At 66.1% G+C, this 15,568-nt stretch carries 16 protein-coding genes; 10 read left to right on the forward strand and 6 right to left on the reverse strand.

What is annotated here, in order from left to right; genetic code table 11:
- The first annotated feature begins 196 nt into the window (after positions 1-196).
- Positions 197-370 carry a hypothetical protein gene (locus Q8N10_RS07735; protein ID WP_304782443.1) on the forward strand — a complete coding sequence of 58 codons (174 nt, stop codon included), beginning with the start codon at positions 197-199 and terminating at the stop codon, positions 368-370.
- 126 nt (positions 371-496) lie between these two features.
- Here Q8N10_RS07735 and Q8N10_RS07740 read toward each other — a convergent pair whose 3' ends face one another.
- Entirely contained in the window at positions 497-1,330 is an 834-nt protein-coding gene (locus tag Q8N10_RS07740; RefSeq protein WP_304782441.1) for a WecB/TagA/CpsF family glycosyltransferase, read from the reverse strand.
- 48 nt (positions 1,331-1,378) lie between these two features.
- On the opposite strand from Q8N10_RS07740, the gene Q8N10_RS07745 reads away from it, so the two are divergent.
- Positions 1,379-2,176 (forward strand): APH(3') family aminoglycoside O-phosphotransferase, encoded by a 798-nt coding sequence (locus Q8N10_RS07745; protein WP_304782438.1) that lies wholly within the window; start codon positions 1,379-1,381, stop codon positions 2,174-2,176.
- Positions 2,176-3,633, forward strand: coding sequence for a deoxyribodipyrimidine photo-lyase (locus Q8N10_RS07750; RefSeq protein ID WP_304782436.1), 1,458 nt, complete (start codon positions 2,176-2,178; stop codon positions 3,631-3,633). Before Q8N10_RS07745 ends, Q8N10_RS07750 begins: the two co-directional genes overlap by 1 nt.
- A gap of 335 nt (positions 3,634-3,968) precedes the next feature.
- On the opposite strand, the gene Q8N10_RS07755 is transcribed toward Q8N10_RS07750, so the two are convergent.
- Positions 3,969-4,226: a hypothetical protein gene (locus Q8N10_RS07755; RefSeq protein WP_304782433.1), complete on the reverse strand. Its 258-nt coding sequence runs from the start codon at positions 4,224-4,226 to the stop codon at positions 3,969-3,971.
- Between the two features lie 71 nt (positions 4,227-4,297).
- On the opposite strand from Q8N10_RS07755, the gene Q8N10_RS07760 reads away from it, so the two are divergent.
- The gene (locus Q8N10_RS07760; RefSeq protein WP_304782431.1) at positions 4,298-5,557 is read left to right on the forward strand and encodes a type II toxin-antitoxin system HipA family toxin; all 1,260 of its coding nucleotides are present in this window, start codon (positions 4,298-4,300) and stop codon (positions 5,555-5,557) included.
- Between the two features lie 642 nt (positions 5,558-6,199).
- Here the strand turns inward: Q8N10_RS07760 and Q8N10_RS07765 are convergent.
- Together Q8N10_RS07765 and Q8N10_RS07770 are read right to left on the reverse strand one after the other, a co-directional pair.
- On the reverse strand, positions 6,200-7,816 hold the full coding sequence (locus tag Q8N10_RS07765) for a M10 family metallopeptidase C-terminal domain-containing protein (protein ID WP_304782428.1): 1,617 nt from the start codon (positions 7,814-7,816) through the stop codon (positions 6,200-6,202).
- Between the two features lie 306 nt (positions 7,817-8,122).
- Positions 8,123-8,326, reverse strand: coding sequence for a hypothetical protein (locus tag Q8N10_RS07770; RefSeq protein ID WP_304782425.1), 204 nt, complete (start codon positions 8,324-8,326; stop codon positions 8,123-8,125).
- A gap of 154 nt (positions 8,327-8,480) precedes the next feature.
- Between Q8N10_RS07770 and Q8N10_RS07775 the strand changes: the two genes are divergently transcribed.
- From Q8N10_RS07775 to Q8N10_RS07790, 4 genes are all read left to right on the forward strand, one after another.
- Positions 8,481-8,915 (forward strand): hypothetical protein, encoded by a 435-nt coding sequence (locus Q8N10_RS07775; protein ID WP_304782422.1) that lies wholly within the window; start codon positions 8,481-8,483, stop codon positions 8,913-8,915.
- Between the two features lie 191 nt (positions 8,916-9,106).
- The gene (locus Q8N10_RS07780; RefSeq protein WP_304782420.1) at positions 9,107-10,219 is read left to right on the forward strand and encodes a Fic family protein; all 1,113 of its coding nucleotides are present in this window, start codon (positions 9,107-9,109) and stop codon (positions 10,217-10,219) included.
- A 161-nt stretch (positions 10,220-10,380) separates the two neighbouring features.
- On the forward strand, positions 10,381-11,706 hold the full coding sequence (locus Q8N10_RS07785; protein WP_304782417.1) for a sodium:proton antiporter: 1,326 nt from the start codon (positions 10,381-10,383) through the stop codon (positions 11,704-11,706).
- 75 nt (positions 11,707-11,781) lie between these two features.
- Positions 11,782-13,233, forward strand: a complete 1,452-nt coding sequence (locus Q8N10_RS07790) for a hypothetical protein (RefSeq protein ID WP_304782414.1) — start codon at positions 11,782-11,784, stop codon at positions 13,231-13,233.
- A 14-nt stretch (positions 13,234-13,247) separates the two neighbouring features.
- Here the strand turns inward: Q8N10_RS07790 and Q8N10_RS07795 are convergent, their stop codons facing one another.
- On the reverse strand, positions 13,248-13,607 hold the full coding sequence (locus Q8N10_RS07795; RefSeq protein WP_304782411.1) for a hypothetical protein: 360 nt from the start codon (positions 13,605-13,607) through the stop codon (positions 13,248-13,250).
- Between the two features lie 136 nt (positions 13,608-13,743).
- Here Q8N10_RS07795 and Q8N10_RS07800 point away from each other — a divergent pair, with 136 nt between their 5' ends.
- On the forward strand, positions 13,744-14,247 hold the full coding sequence (locus tag Q8N10_RS07800; protein ID WP_304782408.1) for a GFA family protein: 504 nt from the start codon (positions 13,744-13,746) through the stop codon (positions 14,245-14,247).
- 19 nt (positions 14,248-14,266) lie between these two features.
- A complete protein-coding gene (locus tag Q8N10_RS07805) occupies positions 14,267-14,725 on the forward strand; it encodes an Rrf2 family transcriptional regulator (RefSeq protein ID WP_304782403.1) in 459 nt (152 codons plus the stop codon).
- Between the two features lie 108 nt (positions 14,726-14,833).
- Here Q8N10_RS07805 and Q8N10_RS07810 read toward each other — a convergent pair whose 3' ends face one another.
- Positions 14,834-15,508, reverse strand: a complete 675-nt coding sequence (locus Q8N10_RS07810) for a NifU family protein (protein WP_304782400.1) — start codon at positions 15,506-15,508, stop codon at positions 14,834-14,836.
- Positions 15,509-15,568: the final 60 nt, after the last annotated feature.

The following is a 15,568-nucleotide window of genomic DNA, read 5'->3' on the forward strand; positions in this document are numbered from 1 at the left end:
GTCTACGTGCTCGGGCGTCCGCCCTGATGGCGCCTGGCTCGCCTGCATGTCGAGCTCGGCCCGCATTGGCTGAGACCTACGGTGAGCGGCAGTCGGTTCGGGGGCGCCTGCTGCTGGCCCTGGCGGTTGCTAGGGGCGCTACGCCATCACAGCAAACCGGTTTGCTCCGCCTGGCGACCGATGAGAGTGTTGTGGGATGCAAGAGCGATATCACGTGCGCAATGATGGCCCGGACTGGGAAGTCTATGACAAGTTCACGGGTGAAACCGTGGCCATCGCGACCGTCCAGCAGGCCGGGCTATGCTACTCGGATGCTGTGGCCCTTGCGCACATGCTCAACACCCGCGCCCAGCGCGCCGTCCTTCAATAGCCAAGGCTGATGGGCCCCGTTGGGGGACCAGAAGCCCCCAGAGACATGGGTTCACGGCGCGCCGTATTCGAGCCGAAACCTTCGCGAACCTGCCAAACGGCGCCGGCGAGACAGGCGTTTGCTAGCTCAGGAGATCGTGATCCGCAGCGGCTCACGCCGCCGGGCGATAGCTGCAGCGATGTCCTTGAAGGCTAGGGGCAGCAGGCCCCAGGGCTCAAGGCAGTAGCGCGCGAACATCCGACGCGGCTCCTGGGCCAGTCGGAAAGCCCATACCAGGCCAGCGTCGCTCATCCAGGGCGGCGGGGCGATTTGGACGTCGGCCTCATAGTCGAAGGCCGCCCCCACCGGCATGATCACGCAGTCGGGCAAAGCCTCGAGATTGGCATCGATCCACAGCTCCTGGCGCGGCATGCCCATGCCGACGAAGAGGATGTCAGGCTTGAAGGCCGCGATCTCCTCCAGGGCCTCCGTATTGCCGGCCGAGCCGGGCGTGGCGTCAAAATAGCCGTCGCGGCCGCCGATCACCGCGCCCGGATACTTGGCCATCAGCCGCTCCGAGGCCGTCTCCACCACCCCCGACGCGCCGCCGATGTAGAAGACGCGGTAGCCCTTGGCCGCCACCATGCTCCAGAACAGCGGACGGAAGTCCACATAGCTGCAGCGGTGGAATGTGCGGCTGGGCATCCCCAGCAGGCGGGCGAAGAAGATCACCGGGGTGGAGTCCATCTCGATGATGTCGGCCTTGGCGAAGAAGCTGGCCAGCTCGGGGCGCGTCTTCAGCAGGTACAGGCTATGGCTGTTGTGGTTGGCGATGATCGCCTTGCGGCCCGCGGCGATGAACCGCCCGATGTGATGCATCACCTCCTGCGGCCGCATCAGGTCGATGTCGCCCCCCAGGATGCGGATGCGTTCCGTCGTCCGGCGGGCGGTGCGGAATGGGGCAGGCTGGGCGCCGTCCATGGCGTATGGGCTTCCGTCAGTGGCGTTCAGAGGCGAGAGACTAGGGCGATGGCGCTTAACAAAGGGCTGAGGGTCCGAATCGAACGGGTGTTGGCGGCGACGGGGCGGCCCGGCGGCAGGGCGCCGACCCTCGTCGGCCACGGCCAATCGGGCGACCTGGTGGCCCGCTGCGGCGACGCCTTCGTCAAGGTCACCCAACGGTCCCACGTCTGGAACAGCCAGGCGCTGGAGCGAGAAGCCGAAGTCCTGCGCTGGTTGGCCGGAAGGGCGCCGGTTCCGAGGGTGCTGTGGTTTGGCCAGGTCGATGACGATCTGGCCCTGGTCACGCTGACCGCGCCGGGAACCGCGGTCTCCCACGTCGGGGAGCCTGAGGCTGAAGCCGCGCTTGTGGCCACCATCGCCACCCTGGCCGCCCTGCACGCCACGCCCATTGCCGACTGCCCCTTCGACCTGCGGCTTTCGATCAAGCTGGCGGAGGCCCAGGCCCGCGTGGAGGGCGGCGCGGTGGACGAGACCGACTTTGATCCCGAACGGCTGGGCCTGACCGTCCAGCAGGCCTGGGACCAGCTCACCGCTACGCTCCCCGTCACGGAGGACCCCGTCCTGGCCCACGGCGACGCCAGCCTGCCCAACTTCGTCTGGAACGGCGGGGCGCAGGTCACCCTCATCGATGTCGGCCGCTTCGGGGTCGCCGACCGCTATCAGGACCTTTCGCTGTTCCTACGCTCGGCCAGGCGCAACCATCCCCACGTCGACGCCGTACATCTGCTGGCGCGCCACTATCGCCTGGCCGATCTGGACCAGGCGCGCCTCGACTTCTACCGGTTCCTCGACGAGTTCTTCTGATGTCCCCACCGATCATCGTCTGGTTCCGCCGCGACCTGCGCCTGGCCGACAACCCGGCTCTGGAGGCCGCGATGCGCGCCGGCGGGCCGGTCATCCCGCTCTATGTGCTGGACGAAACCCCGGGCCTGCGCGCCCCGGGCGCCGCCTCCCTGTGGTGGCTGGACAAGTCCCTGGCCTCGCTGGCTGCAGATCTGGAAGCCGCCGGATCGCGGCTGGTCCTGCGGCGCGGGGTCGCCGCCGACATCGTCCTGCAGCTCGCGCGCGAGACCGGCGCCGCCGAGGTGCTCTGGAACGCGACCTTCGACCCTGGCCACGGCGAGCGCGACAAGGCCCTGGCCGGGGCCCTGAAGCGCGAGGGCGCCGAGTCCCGACGCTTCAACGGCGGCCATCTGGTCAACCTCGATGAGGTGAAGACCAAGGCGGGCGGCGACTTCAGCGTCTTCACCCCCTTCTGGCGCACGGCCCGCCAGGCGGTCATCGACGGCGGGTCGATCCCGGCGTCCTCGGCCCTGGCCGCCCCCGCCGCCTGGCCCGCCTCCGAACAGCTGTCGGACTGGCGCCTGCACCCCACGGCGCCGGACTGGTCCGGCGGCTTCAGCGATTGGCGGCCCGGCGAGGCCGGCGCCCACGACGCCCTGGAGGCCTTCACCGCCCAGGCCCTGAAGACCTATTCCACCGGGCGCGACCGGCCGGCCATCAATGGCACCTCACGCCTCTCCCCCCACCTGCACCTTGGCGAGATCAGTCCCAAGGCCTGCTGGCGCGCCGCCCAGGTCGCCGCCCATCACGGTCAGGCCAGCGACGGGGAGGCCGAGAAATTCCTGGCTGAGCTGGGCTGGCGGGAGTTCAACGCCGCCATCGCCCGCGGCGCCGATCTCGCCAAGACCAACTTCGACCGCAAGTTCGACGCCTTCCCCTGGCGCGACGATCCTCAAGGCCTGGAGGCGTGGAAGCATGGCGTCACCGGTTACCCCATTGTCGACGCCGGCATGCGCCAGCTCTGGTCAACCGGCTGGATGCACAACCGCGTCCGCATGATCACGGCCTCCTTCCTCACCAAGCACCTGCTGATTGACTGGCGGTTGGGAGAGCAGTGGTTCTGGGACACCCTGGTGGACGCCGATCACGCCTCCAACGCCGGCAACTGGCAGTGGGTGGCGGGGTCGGGCGCCGATGCGTCGCCCTATTTCCGCATCTTCAACCCCATGCTCCAGAGTGAGAAGTTCGATCCGCCCGGCGATTATATACGCCGCTGGGTTCCCGAACTCGCGCGGCTGCCGGCCAAGCTGATCCACGCGCCGTGGACCGCGACCGCCCCTGTGCTGGCGGGATCGGGAGTGCGGCTGGGCCACACTTACCCCCGGCCCATCGTCGACCACGCCTTCGCCCGACAGCGGGCCCTGGACGCCTATGCCGTGATCCGGGCCGGTCCAGGACCGGCGAACACTGAAGCCTGATCCTGCGGGCTTTTTCGACGCGGCGCCGGCGACCAGCTGGCGCTTGGCGCGGTAGCGGTCACTTTCCCTGACGAAGCCCGCCGTCAAGTCAGTCAACTGCGGCGAAAAATCTGCATTGATCTGAGGCCCTCCTTGCGAATGGCATCCGCAAGAGCTCAACAGTCCCAACTCGGTTGTATCCGCGAGGCGAACCCTCGGAGCCCGCGCAGCGGCGGGTCCGAGCACCCCCTACGACAGTTGTCGTTCCGATCTCCTATAGAAGCGACGCTCATGAATGGCGCTATTTGGACAATTATCTTGCGAGAATGCAAATAAGTGTCCATATATGGACAGTGCTACAAACCCCGGTCGAAATCCTTCATGAGCTTGCGAGTCGCATCAAGGCGCGGCGCGTCGCCCTGGGCTGGCCGCAGCTTGAAGCCGCCCAACGCGCCGGCGTCGCCTATCGAACCTGGCGGCGGCTGGAGACCGAAGGTCAGGCGTCGCTGGAGGATATGGTCAAGGCCGCCGTCGCCCTGCGCTGCGAGGAAGGCCTGGCCGTCCTCTTTCCACCTCCCGCAGCCAGCAGTCTCGATGATCTCCTGGCGCAGCAAGCCGCCAAAGCAGCGACGCGCCCGATGAGGTTACGGGCGCCGCGGTCACGCCCACCTAAGGCGCATCGCCCGTGAAGCTCGTGCCTGGGACGCCGCTGGCTGCCAGCCTGGCCTTTGACGAGGACAAAGCCGCCTTACCCGTCGGCCGCCTGGCCATGGCCAGCGGCTTGGCGCAACTGGAATGGGCCCCCGAGCTGGTCGCGGCGCCCCTGCCGGTCTCGGCCCTGCTCTACCCGCCTGAACCGGGCCTGCATCCCGCGCGCAGCCATGATTTTGAGGGTCTGCACGGCTTTCTCTCCGACAGCCTGCCGGAAGGCTGGGGCTATCTGGTCATGCGGCGGCGCTTGAGCAAGCTTGGCGTCGGCATCGAGACCCTGAGCCCTCTCGACCAACTGGCGCTGGTCGGTGACCACGGCCGCGGCGCCCTCACCTATCGGCCGGCGACCGCGCCGCCGCCGGAGGTCGAAAGCCTCGACCTCGACGCGCTGGCCGCCGAGTCCATGGCGATCCTGGCCGGCCACGAGGGCAAGCTTGCCGACACCTTGGCCGCCCTGGCTGGAGGCTCGGGCGGCGCGCGGCCCAAGGTTCATGTCGGGTTCGACGCCGAGGGTCGGGTCTCAGTCTCAGAGTGCCAAGCCGCCGCCGGCCACGAAGCCTGGATCGTCAAGTTCGCCGCGACCAACGATCCGCCTGACATCGGCCCTATCGAGGCGGCCTACGCAGCCATGGCCATGGCCGCTGGTTTGGACATGGCGCCCTATCGCCTGCTGCCATCCAAGTCAGGCGCCGGATACTTCGCAACCCGCCGGTTTGACCGGCCTCGCCCCGGCCAGCGCCTGCACATGGTCTCGCTGAGCGGCGCGGTCGAAGCCCCCTGGCGCACTCCGGCAAGTTACGACCTCTTCCTGCGGGCGACCCAGGCCATCACGCGCCATGCCGACGACTTGCACGCCGCCTTCCGACGCATGGTCTTCAACGTGCTGGCCAGCAATCGTGACGATCACACCCGCCAGCACAGCTACCTGATGGACGACCACGGCCAATGGCGACTGGCCCCTGCCTATGACCTGACCTATTCGGCCGGCCCGGGCGGTGAGCACTATCTCGACGTCGAGGGGGAGGGCAAAAATCCGACCCACAAACAGGTCAGCGCCTTGGGGCGCCGCCATGGCCTGCCAGACCGCTTGATCGAAGCCATCATCGATGAGGTCCGCGCAGCCGTGTCGGATTGGACCCGCTTCGCCGATGAGGCCGGAGTCACCAAGGCGTCGCGCGCGGAGATCCTAGTCGCCCACCAGGCTGTGGCCGCCCGCTTCCGGGCCAGAGCCTAGGCGGGCCGCACGACGTATTCGCCCGCCGGCGGGCAATGGCCCGAACCTCTATCGCCTGAGCGTATGTATGCTGGAGGTCCTGGTGCGAGGCATGGCCCCGGTTGGTGAGCTGTCTCGGAACCCCGCAGTCGGGCGATGGAGCGGTTCCGAAGAATGAAGACCCTTCAGAAATTCGTGGCCGTACTCGGCACCGATTCGAGACGTCCGTCGTAAACCGCCGGCGAGATGAAGCGGCACACCGCGGGGTGCATCCGGCGCGTGACCGGCAGGAACACGCCCCGCTCGGGCGGCGCCGTGGACGCGCCTCGCAGAAGATGGTCTAGCGTCGAACACCCCGAGCCCCCGGGGTGGACGCCCTGGATCGGCTGGGAAAGCTGCATCTGGTCACCCACCCGCAACCAGGTTGCGGGCGCTCAGCCTATCGCCACCACGTTCGTGAGACTCAACCTAGGTGAACGCTCAGTAAGGCGGCGAGCTACTACGTGGGTCTAAGTTCGAGTTGATGCCGAAGAGCTGACCTTGCCAAGGTCAGCTCCCGGCAGGGGTCCATAGTGGCTAAACATTTCTGAACCAGGTCCATGAACCTGTCGATGCGTGGATTGCTGCACAGGTTCGTGGACCGACGCACGCATTGCGCTTCGACTATGCCGCCATGATCCATCCTGCAGGGAGGCTTGAGGCCGTGACGCCGACCAAGATCATGCGATCCCCGGCTCCTAGATCCACCACGGTGTCAGCACCCACTTGGATGATCGTGTAGGTGCCGGAGTCGACCACCACGCGGTCGCCCTCGGTGAAGAGGAAGTCCGTCACACGATCGAGACCTGCGCCGCTGAAGGTGTGGAAGGTATCAGCGCCAGATCCGCCCGTGATCGTGTCATCGCCGCGATCACCCCAGAGCAGGTCCGCCCCCCCACCGCCGTGGACCACGTCATTGGCCTGGCCACCTCGGACCCAGTCGTCGCCGTCGCCCCCGAAACAACTGTCCTCACCAAGGTTTCCGTAAACGATGTCCCCGCCGGCATCTCCGTAGAGGAGGTCCCCATCCTTGCCGCCGACCACCCAGTCGTTTCCGTCACTACCGTGCGCGGTGTCATTGCCCATGTTGCCGTTGATGTCGTCAAATCCAGAGCCGCCGGCAATCTGATCGTTGCCCTCGTCGCCGCGCAGGTAGTTTGCGCCGCCACCCCCCGAGATTGAATCGTCTCCTGCTCCACCAAATATCTGATTGGCCAGGTCGTTGCCGTTCATTGTGTCTCGACCCGCGCCTCCAAGCGCATTCTCAATGTCCGCTCCGACCGCGATCGACACGTTCGCCACCAGTCCGCCGACATCCGAAAAGGCGCCCTGGCGCAGGTCTATGAGCTGGTTTTGGTTGTAACCCGAGACATCAAGAAGGTCGGTTCCGCCCGCATCCCAAATGGAGAAAACGACGCGATCGGTTGCTGAGCCGATCGAATACCAGACCCGATCTGCGTTCGAGTGGAAGCCGTAAACCGTGTCGCCAAGGCGGGTGGACATATTGGCCCCGTAGAGACGCTGCGCGGCGCCTATATCATCGAGCTGCGGGGCCATTGGATTGGTGGGCCAGAACGCACCACCCGTCTGGTCCTCCCCCCAATAGGTCATCACCGTATACTGCTTGCTGTCCTCAAAGTATTCCGCTGCACCGGAATAGGTGAGACCATCTCCATTATAATCACCGGGGTGCGCGAGACCGATCGCGTGACCGATCTCATGAATCATGTTTCTTGGTCCAAAGACGAAATTCTGAGGTGACGTGTTGGCGGTGTTTCCGCCGTTTATCCACACATCGCCCGCGGAGGACGAGGCCGCGCGGCTTCCCGGATAGAACGCTTGGCCGTCTGGCCCGGAACCGTAGTTTCCGAACAGCATCGTCGCATCGTCAGAATAGGCCGATGGACCAGACGTTCCTGCTCCAACACGGACAAAGGTGATGTTGGCGACGTCCGACCACGCTTGGAGCAGCAGATCCGTAAGCTGGATCTGGGCTGCGTTGAACTGGCCAAATGGACCAGTGTTGCTCGGCATGGGGTCCGCAGCGGTTGCACGAAAAGCGTATGTGACGCTCGCCGCCTGCCCCAGACCGGGGGACCAGGATAGATTGATGCGAGTGAGCTGCTGCGCTGCCTCCGCAACGGTCAGCGAGTCCTTGCCATTGGGGGCCACCCCACCGCGCTCAAGCGCATCGAATCCAGAAGAACTCGCAAGCACCTGACCAACAGCAAGTTCAGCCATCAGACTGCTCCCCGTATTTGGCGAAGTTAGTTCAAAATTCGGTAAGCAAGGACGCTCTTCAACGAATTTTGCGGAACTGAGCAGATCGCTTAGACCACATCAACATCGCCTTGTCGCCTGAGGACAGTCGCTCCCCGATCTTCTCCAGGGAACCTTGGTGCGCGCCGCAGTTGCCCATCCCGGGAAGGCTGCGTCCGCGCCCGGCGCCGTCTATGGGCCACCCTGGCCGCAACTCGCGGTGGCGGTCTCACGGTCGCACCAGAAGATTCCGAAATGCGAGGTCAGCGTCTATCGAGCGCCCCTGCTCTAGCGCCTCGATCCCGCCCAACCATTGCCCGGGAAATCATACGAAGCGACGACCTTTCGCTTCTTGTCCAGGATGCGGGCCGAGGTGGCTCCGAAAGGCTGAGCCATGACAAGCGCGTGCTGTTTGGCGGCTTCCAGCCCCAAGTCCGTCTTCTTCAATTGGCAGAGTTGCTCACCCTTGTAGAACTCGACCCAGTAGATCATGCCCAATAATATCGAGGGCGATTGCTGGAGCCAAGCCTGCTTGCGAGCGTCGAGATGACCCGATGGACGCCCTCCCAGGCCCCTCGCGCCGGGTGGACTTCGAGACCCTCCCAGCTCGCCGCCTCGACCAGGAGGCACAGGGCGATTTGGCCCGATGTCCAACGAATATCAGCTCCGGGTCCGCCGCGGCGACTTTGACTGGCAGTTCTCGGAACTGAACGTGCCGATCCGTTGGGCCGACGCCGAACCCAACCGCCCTCTCGACAGGCCGTTCAAGCCCACCAACAGGGCAACCATAATCCGCGCCATCGATCCGTCAGATCCGATGGCCGGGGTCGAGGGCCTGGAGGCCCGCTGGTGGATGGCGCATTTCTTCCACAAGGGGCCGGTCTCGGCCTGGAAGGCGATGTGCACCAACGCGCGCCTGGAGACCGTCGACACGACGGCCGTGTTCCGCGAGCCCTATAAGCGCGGGCGCGCGCTCATGTCGTTCTCCCAGCTTCATCGAATACGACGAGCCCCCAGGCTGGAAGAAGGGCGAGCCGAAGCGCCGCTAGCAAGTCAGTTGGACGCCGAAGGACGTGCATGATCGTGTCTAGTACTTCGCCGGCCTCTGGGACACTGCACATCGGGCTGGCTTTAGCGCTAACGATGATCGCTAAGGCGTCTAGGTCGTTGTTTGCGGAGAATGTGGGAATTAATCCCCGCAAAAGATGCGGCGATTAAGATTGAAGCTTGCGGTGAATATCAGTTATAATCTCCGCAAAAGACGCGGTGATTATGGCGACCTATATCCACGAACGAACTGACTGGCCAAACCTGACTTGGCGCAACGACGCGCTTGAAGAGCAGCTTGGCGCCGTTCGTCACCGCCAAGGCCGGCTAATCGGCAGAATGGAATCCTTAGGGCTAAGCCTGCGCCAAGAAGCCCATTTAAGGGCGCTAACCGAAGAGGTCACGAAGTCCAGTGAGATTGAAGGCGAGCATCTGGATCAAAAGCAGGTTCGCTCTTCGATCGCTCGCAAACTCGGAATGGATATCGCCGGGCTGACGCCGAGCGATCGAAACGTCGATGGCGTTGTCGAGATGCTCGTTGATGCGACGACCAACTTCGACAAATCGCTCACGAAGAAACGTCTCTTCACCTGGCACTCAGCGCTGTTTCCAACCGGCCGCAGCGGTCTCGAGAAAATCATCGTCGGCAAATGGCGCAATGACACAACAGGGCCGATGCAGGTTGTCTCAGGCGCGCGCAGTCAGCGCATTCATTTCGAAGCGCCGGCCGCGGAACGTCTCGACGACGAGATGGCCGCCTTCCTGAAATGGGTCGACGCAAAGCCTGACACGGATGCCGTCATCAAGGCCGGCATCGCCCATCTATGGTTCGTCACTATTCACCCGTTCCAAGATGGTAACGGCCGGATCGCGCGCGCCATCGCCGACATGTGCCTCGCGCGCTCGGAAAACAGCGGGCAGCGTTTCTACAGCATGTCCTCGCAGATCCGCGCGGACTCGAAGGCCTACTATGAAATCCTTGAAGCGACGCAGCGCGGCGACTGCGACGTCACCGGTTGGCTGACGTGGTTTCTGGAATGCCTGAACCGCGCGTTCGATCGAGCTGAAGGGATCCTGGGCGACGTTCTCGACAAGGCGGCTTTCTGGGAGGAGTTCGGGGACATCAAGATCAACGACCGCCAGCGCATCGTACTCAACCGGCTGCTCGACGGCTTCGAAGGCAAGCTCACCAGCTCAAAATATGCGACGCTCGCCAAGACATCGCCCGACACGGCGCTGCGCGACATCGAGGCGCTTATCAAGGAAGGCATGCTCTTCAAACAGCCAGGCGGCGGGCGCAGCACGAGCTATGCGATCGTCGAAATCGCTTGCAGATAAAATCAGCTCTCCAGGCGGCTATCACCCCGAGGCGCATTCCCCACGTACCAGGCGGCCTCCCAAACGCATCGGTTCACCTGCCACCTCATCGCCCGCCCTCAAGCGGCAGCGTTATCTTCGGAATTTCTGCAACAGACACTGCCCAGGCGGGTTAGGGCTGGATGCCAGCAGTTGAACCCAGCCTCTACATCCTTGCCTTGACAGGACTGGGTCTGCTGATCGCGCTTGTCGCGTGGCTGCCCCTGGCGTTGAAGCGCCTGCCCCTGTCGCTGCCGATCATTTGCATCGCCTTGGGCGCTGGCCTGTTCAGCCTGCCGCAGGTCGGCCTGCGCCCCCTGCCCTTCAGCTATCCGGAGATCACCGAGCGGTTCACCGAATTCGTGGTGATCATCGCCCTGATGGGGGCGGGCCTGAAGATTGATCGTGTCTTCCACGTCCGCCGCTGGGCCGTGACCTGGCGGCTCCTGGCCATCACCATGCCGCTCTCCATCGCCGCGATCGCCCTGCTAGGCGTTTGGGCCGGCCTGCCCTGGCTGGTCGCCCTGCTGCTTGGTGCAAGTCTCGCCCCCACCGACCCCGTGCTGGCAGCCGACGTCCAGGTGGGACCGCCCAAGACAGGTGAGGAGGACGAGGTTCGGTTCGGCCTGACGTCAGAAGCGGGCCTCAATGACGGCCTGGCCTTCCCCTTCGTCCACCTGGCCATCGTGCTGGCGCTTTCCAGCCAGACCGGAGAGCCCTGGCTGGTCGACTGGCTGAGCTACAACCTCGCCTGGAAGCTCGCCGCCGGGGTGCTGGGCGGTTGGGTCATCGGCAGGCTGTTCGGTTGGCTGACCTTCCGCATCCCGTCGGAGAGCAAGCTCGCCCGCACCGGCGACGGCCTGATCGCCATCGCCGCGACCTTCGTGTCCTACGGCGCAACGGAGATGCTGCACGGCTATGGGTTCCTGGCGGTGTTCGTGACCGCCCTGACCTTGCGCCACTCCCACCGCCAGCACGAATTCCACCGGGAAATGCACGACGTCACCGAACAGGTTGAGCGCCTGGCGATGATGGTGCTGCTGCTGCTGTTTGGCGGCGCGCTGGTGAGCGGACTGCTCAGGCCCCTGACCCTGGTCGATGTGGGGCTCGCCATCGCGGTGCTGCTCGTGGTCCGGCCGGCCGCCGGCCTGATCGGCATGATCGGCCTGAAGGCTGATCGGGGCGAAAAGCTCACCCTGGCCTTCTTCGGCATCCGTGGGGTCGGCTCGATCTACTATGTGGCCTACGCGCTCAACCACGCCGCCTTCCCGGACGCCGAGCGGCTGTGGGCCATCGTGGGCCTGATCATCCTGTTGTCGATCCTGATCCACGGCCTGACCGTCACGCCCATCATGCGCAAGCTCGACCGCAGCCAAGGCCGCGACCCGGACGCGCCCGAGCGCCCTGATGAGGAGCCCCCACCCGTCCTGGCCGATGCGCCCCCTGAAGGCCAGACCCGCGAAGCCTGACGCCGGCGTAACAGGTTCTGGCGCACGGCCAAGCTCCTGGCTATCGTGGCCCGGTATCTGTTGGGGGACAGAGTGATGGGAAATGCAGGCGAACGCCTGTCGGGGCGCCGAGGGTTGTTCGTCCTGGGTCTGGCCGCCTTCAGCATCGTGGCGACATCGGCCGACGCCGCCGCCAAGCGCCGGCGTCCCGCCGCCAAGCCTGCCCCCGCGCCGGCGGCGCCCATCGATCCCCACGCCACTGAGCGCGCGCAGATCGCCGGATGGCGTGACCGCCTGTTGTCCTCGACCTTCGCTCCGGAGCGCACCCTGGCCATCCTCGCTGACGGGACCATGCCGAGGTTCGGTCAGAAGGCCTGCGACAAGGAGGCGGCCCCCGCCACCGTGGCGCTGGAGATCAAGCCCAAGGCCGGGAAAGGCCGCCCCGGCGAAGACCATCGGATGATCGGCTACCGGGGCGACAGCGGCGCCTGGTGCATGGCCGCCGGCGTCGGGGTCATAACCTTCGCCGATGGGTCGCGCTGGCTGGGCCAGGTGTCGACGGTGGGCGACGGCGGCGGCGGCCGCAACTTCCTGCCGCGCCCCGACGGGCTGGGGGAGCTGATCGCCCAGGATGGCGCCCGAACGCCCCAGAAGGTGGCCGCCCGCGCGGACATCCTGTGGGGCTTTGATGTGCGCGAAGCCCTGCCTCCGCCCCCGCCGGGAGCCATACCCATCTCGCTGGCAGCCACGCCTCCGGCCTCGACAGCCATCGCCAAACCCCCGGCGAAGCCCGTCGAGAAGACTCCGGCCAAGCCCGTCGTGAAGCTCACGGCCAAGGCCCCGCCCGCTCCGGCTCCAGTTCCGGCTCCGACTCCGCCCGCCGCCGCGAAGTCGCCCATGGGTCTGCTGGCGGGCCTTGCGGCCGCAAAGTCCGCCGCGCCGCCTGCGGCGGGCCAGGACAAGCCGGCGATGGCCGGCATGTTTGGCCTGGTGGGGGGTGCGCCCTCGCGCGCCGCCGCGCCAAGTCCAGTCACCCCGGTGAAGCTGACGGCCGCCCCGCCTCCGGTCAGGGTTTCGCCGTCCCCGGCGGCCGCCAAGGCCGGCCCGGCGCAGGCGCGCCAGGCCTTTGACGTCGTCGACGGGACCACCGGCCTCTACATGTCCCCTTTCACCTCAGACGGCGTCACCTCGGCCTGGATCACCAAGTCCATGCAGGTGAAGGCCGCGGGGCAGATCGGCTCGATGGCCGGCAACTATCTTGGTCAGAAGGCGATGGAGCAGGTGCCCTTCGTCGGCGGTTTCCTGGGCAAGAAGGCGGGCGCGGCGGTCGGCCGCCAGGTGGCGCTCAGCGCCATCGGCGGCGAGGCGTTCCTGCGCTCATCGACCGACCTCTCCTTCAACAGCGCCGAGGCCCTGGTGGGCTGGACCCTGGCCAACCACGGGTCGCGCGAAGACATCGGTCAGGTCATGCAGGCGGTGATCGCCATCTATCCGGATGTCCAGACACCCTATCTGGTGGCGGCCCAGCAGATGAAGAAGAAGCCCTGAGACCGTGCCGTGGGCTAAGCTCGAGCTTCGGCCTCGGACCTGGCGCCGGCGACAGCAGCGAGGGCGCAGAGGGTCAGGATCGCGAACAGAACAAGGCCAAACAGTACCTGTCCGGCCGGGTGCAGCCAGTAGAGCAAAGTCATGAAGATCGTGGTCATCACGTTCGTCGCCAGGGCGAGACCCCGGCCAAGTCCAGTTGGCTCTCGCACGGCCAGCAGGTTGAGCAGGCCTATGGCGAACAGTCCTAATCCTGTTCCCGCGAACCAGAGCGCAGGGACAGTCAGGTCTGCATAGAGACGAGTTGTCATATAGATGTGACCAACAGCAAGCAGAAGCGCCGCCCAGGTTCCAATCCAATGCATCCGCGCGAACATGGCGTCATCCCTCTACCTTAGCCACCCACTGCGCCGCGTCCGACTGACTGGCCGCAGCAAGGGATTGTCTTGGACACGACTTGCGCAACGGCGCAATGACGGCGTGTTCCGCGCCGCCTGAAATTGAAAGACGCAAATGGCTCCCAATCCCACCAAAGACACCCGTCTCGCCTGTGAATGCGGCGCCGTGGAGTTCAGGGTGTCTGGGTCGCCGATTCTCGGGGCCGCGTGTCATTGCGGAGATTGCACCGCGGCGGCTGCGCAGTTTGAAGCCCTTGGGGGAGCCCAGTCCCTGCGCGACAGCGAAGGCGGCACGCCGTGCATCCTGTTTCGCAAGGATCAGGTCACCTGCCTGAAGGGCCACGACCATCTGCGCGACCATCGGCTTGACCCCCAATCGCTGACGCGGAGGGTCGTCGCCACCTGCTGTGAAAGCCCGATGTTCCTGGACTACGAGAAGGGGCACTGGTTCTCGGTGTACCGCGCCCGGCTGGGGCCGGACGCCCCGCAGCTTCAGATGCGCATACAGACCGGCAAGATGTCACGGCCCGCGGGACCCTTGCCGAGCTACACGGGCTATCCGCCCAGATTCGTGCTCAAGCTGATGGCCGCCCGTCTCGCCATGATGATGGGCCGGTGAACGCGAGCGCCCTTCGTCCATGCGACTGACCGTCTATACCGACTTCTCGCTGCGGGTGCTGATGTACGTGGCCCTGCATCGCGACCGCCTACCCACCATCGCCGAGATCGCCGCCAGCTACGGCATCTCCAGGAACCACCTCATGAAGGTGGTCTATGAGCTCGGCCTGGCCGGCTACATCGAGACGGTGCGGGGCAAGAACGGCGGCCTGCGCCTGGCCCGCGAGCCCGAGGCGATCATCCTGGGGGAGGTGGTGCGCCGCACCGAGCCCGACATGGCCCTGGTCCCCTGCTTCGATCCCGTCAATGGCGCCTGCGTCATCACCCCGGCCTGCAAGCTCCGCCGCGCCCTGCACGAGGCGCGCGCCGCCTTCCTCCAGGTCCTGGATGGCTACAGCCTGGCCGACCTGGTGGAGAACCAGGGCGCCCTGCAGGCCCTGTTGGCCCGGGGCCCGCCCGCCGAGATCTCCGACCCCTAGAGCATGTGAGGCGCAAGGCGCCGGTTCGCCGCCCGGACATGCTCTAGATTCAAGAAGTTAGACCCCTTTTTGTCCGATCAGGTTGATTCAACCTGATCCGGAAAGGGTCTAGACGCGCTCGGGCGTGATCGGCCGGCCCTGGTGGCTGAAGGCCGTGCGGGCTGGCGGTCCCGGTCGGCCGTCGAGGCGCGCGGGCCAGGCCTTCAGACGCTCGCCCACCGAGACGGTCGCCGACGGCTCGGCCTCGACCTCCTCCACCCCGGCCACCTCGGGCACGTAATACTGGACGATCCGCTGCACCCCGCCCTTCAGGGTCAGGCGCGCCGACGGGCAACCGCCGCAGGCGCCGCGCATGTGGATCCAGAGCACGCCGGCCTGGGAGTCAAAGCGATCGAACTCGATATCTCCGCCGTCGCGCGCCACGCCGGGCCGCACATGCCGGTCCAGCACGCCGCGGATCTCCGCCTCCAGATCGGTGTCGCCGGAGGTCTCGGACGCGCCCGCCGGCGCGGCGCCCCGTGGCGGCGCGCGGACCTCCCGTTCCAGGACGACGCTCAGGGCGGCGACGACCTCCGGGCCCAGCCGGGCCCAGGGCCGACCCTGGACCCGGGTCACAGTCACGAAGCCTGGCGCGACAAAGACCCCGCCGACCCCCGGAAGCGCCAAGAGCGCGACGGTCAGGACGCTTTCCAGAGCCTGGAGCCCCTCCCCGCCCCCGGCGTCCGCCGAGGGTGAGAACTTCATGGCGTCCGGATTGGGCGTCGGTTCGGTGGTGATGAACACGGTCGCTCCTGCCCGCAGGCGCGCGCGGCCGATCCGCGCGAGGCCTAGCCAGGGTTAAAC

The organism is Phenylobacterium sp. (genome assembly GCF_030693625.1).
Taxonomy (GTDB): Bacteria; Pseudomonadota; Alphaproteobacteria; order Caulobacterales; family Caulobacteraceae; genus Phenylobacterium; species Phenylobacterium ferrooxidans.

Excerpts from the sequence above, each read along its gene's own strand:
- Q8N10_RS07745 (WP_304782438.1), top strand. The coding sequence starts at position 1,379 with ATGGCGCTTAACAAAGGGCTGAGGGTCCGAATCGAACGGGTGTTGGCG.
- Q8N10_RS07735 (WP_304782443.1), top strand. The coding sequence starts at position 197 with ATGCAAGAGCGATATCACGTGCGCAATGATGGCCCGGACTGGGAAGTC.
- Q8N10_RS07765 (WP_304782428.1), bottom strand. The coding sequence starts at position 7,816 with ATGGCTGAACTTGCTGTTGGTCAGGTGCTTGCGAGTTCTTCTGGATTC.
- Q8N10_RS07785 (WP_304782417.1), top strand. The coding sequence starts at position 10,381 with ATGCCAGCAGTTGAACCCAGCCTCTACATCCTTGCCTTGACAGGACTG.
- Q8N10_RS07770 (WP_304782425.1), bottom strand. The coding sequence starts at position 8,326 with ATGATCTACTGGGTCGAGTTCTACAAGGGTGAGCAACTCTGCCAATTG.
- Q8N10_RS07795 (WP_304782411.1), bottom strand. The coding sequence starts at position 13,607 with ATGTTCGCGCGGATGCATTGGATTGGAACCTGGGCGGCGCTTCTGCTT.
- Q8N10_RS07805 (WP_304782403.1), top strand. The coding sequence starts at position 14,267 with ATGCGACTGACCGTCTATACCGACTTCTCGCTGCGGGTGCTGATGTAC.
- Q8N10_RS07780 (WP_304782420.1), top strand. The coding sequence starts at position 9,107 with ATGGCGACCTATATCCACGAACGAACTGACTGGCCAAACCTGACTTGG.
- Q8N10_RS07790 (WP_304782414.1), top strand. The coding sequence starts at position 11,782 with ATGGGAAATGCAGGCGAACGCCTGTCGGGGCGCCGAGGGTTGTTCGTC.
- Q8N10_RS07775 (WP_304782422.1), top strand. The coding sequence starts at position 8,481 with ATGTCCAACGAATATCAGCTCCGGGTCCGCCGCGGCGACTTTGACTGG.
- Q8N10_RS07750 (WP_304782436.1), top strand. The coding sequence starts at position 2,176 with ATGTCCCCACCGATCATCGTCTGGTTCCGCCGCGACCTGCGCCTGGCC.
- Q8N10_RS07800 (WP_304782408.1), top strand. The coding sequence starts at position 13,744 with ATGGCTCCCAATCCCACCAAAGACACCCGTCTCGCCTGTGAATGCGGC.
- Q8N10_RS07740 (WP_304782441.1), bottom strand. The coding sequence starts at position 1,330 with ATGGACGGCGCCCAGCCTGCCCCATTCCGCACCGCCCGCCGGACGACG.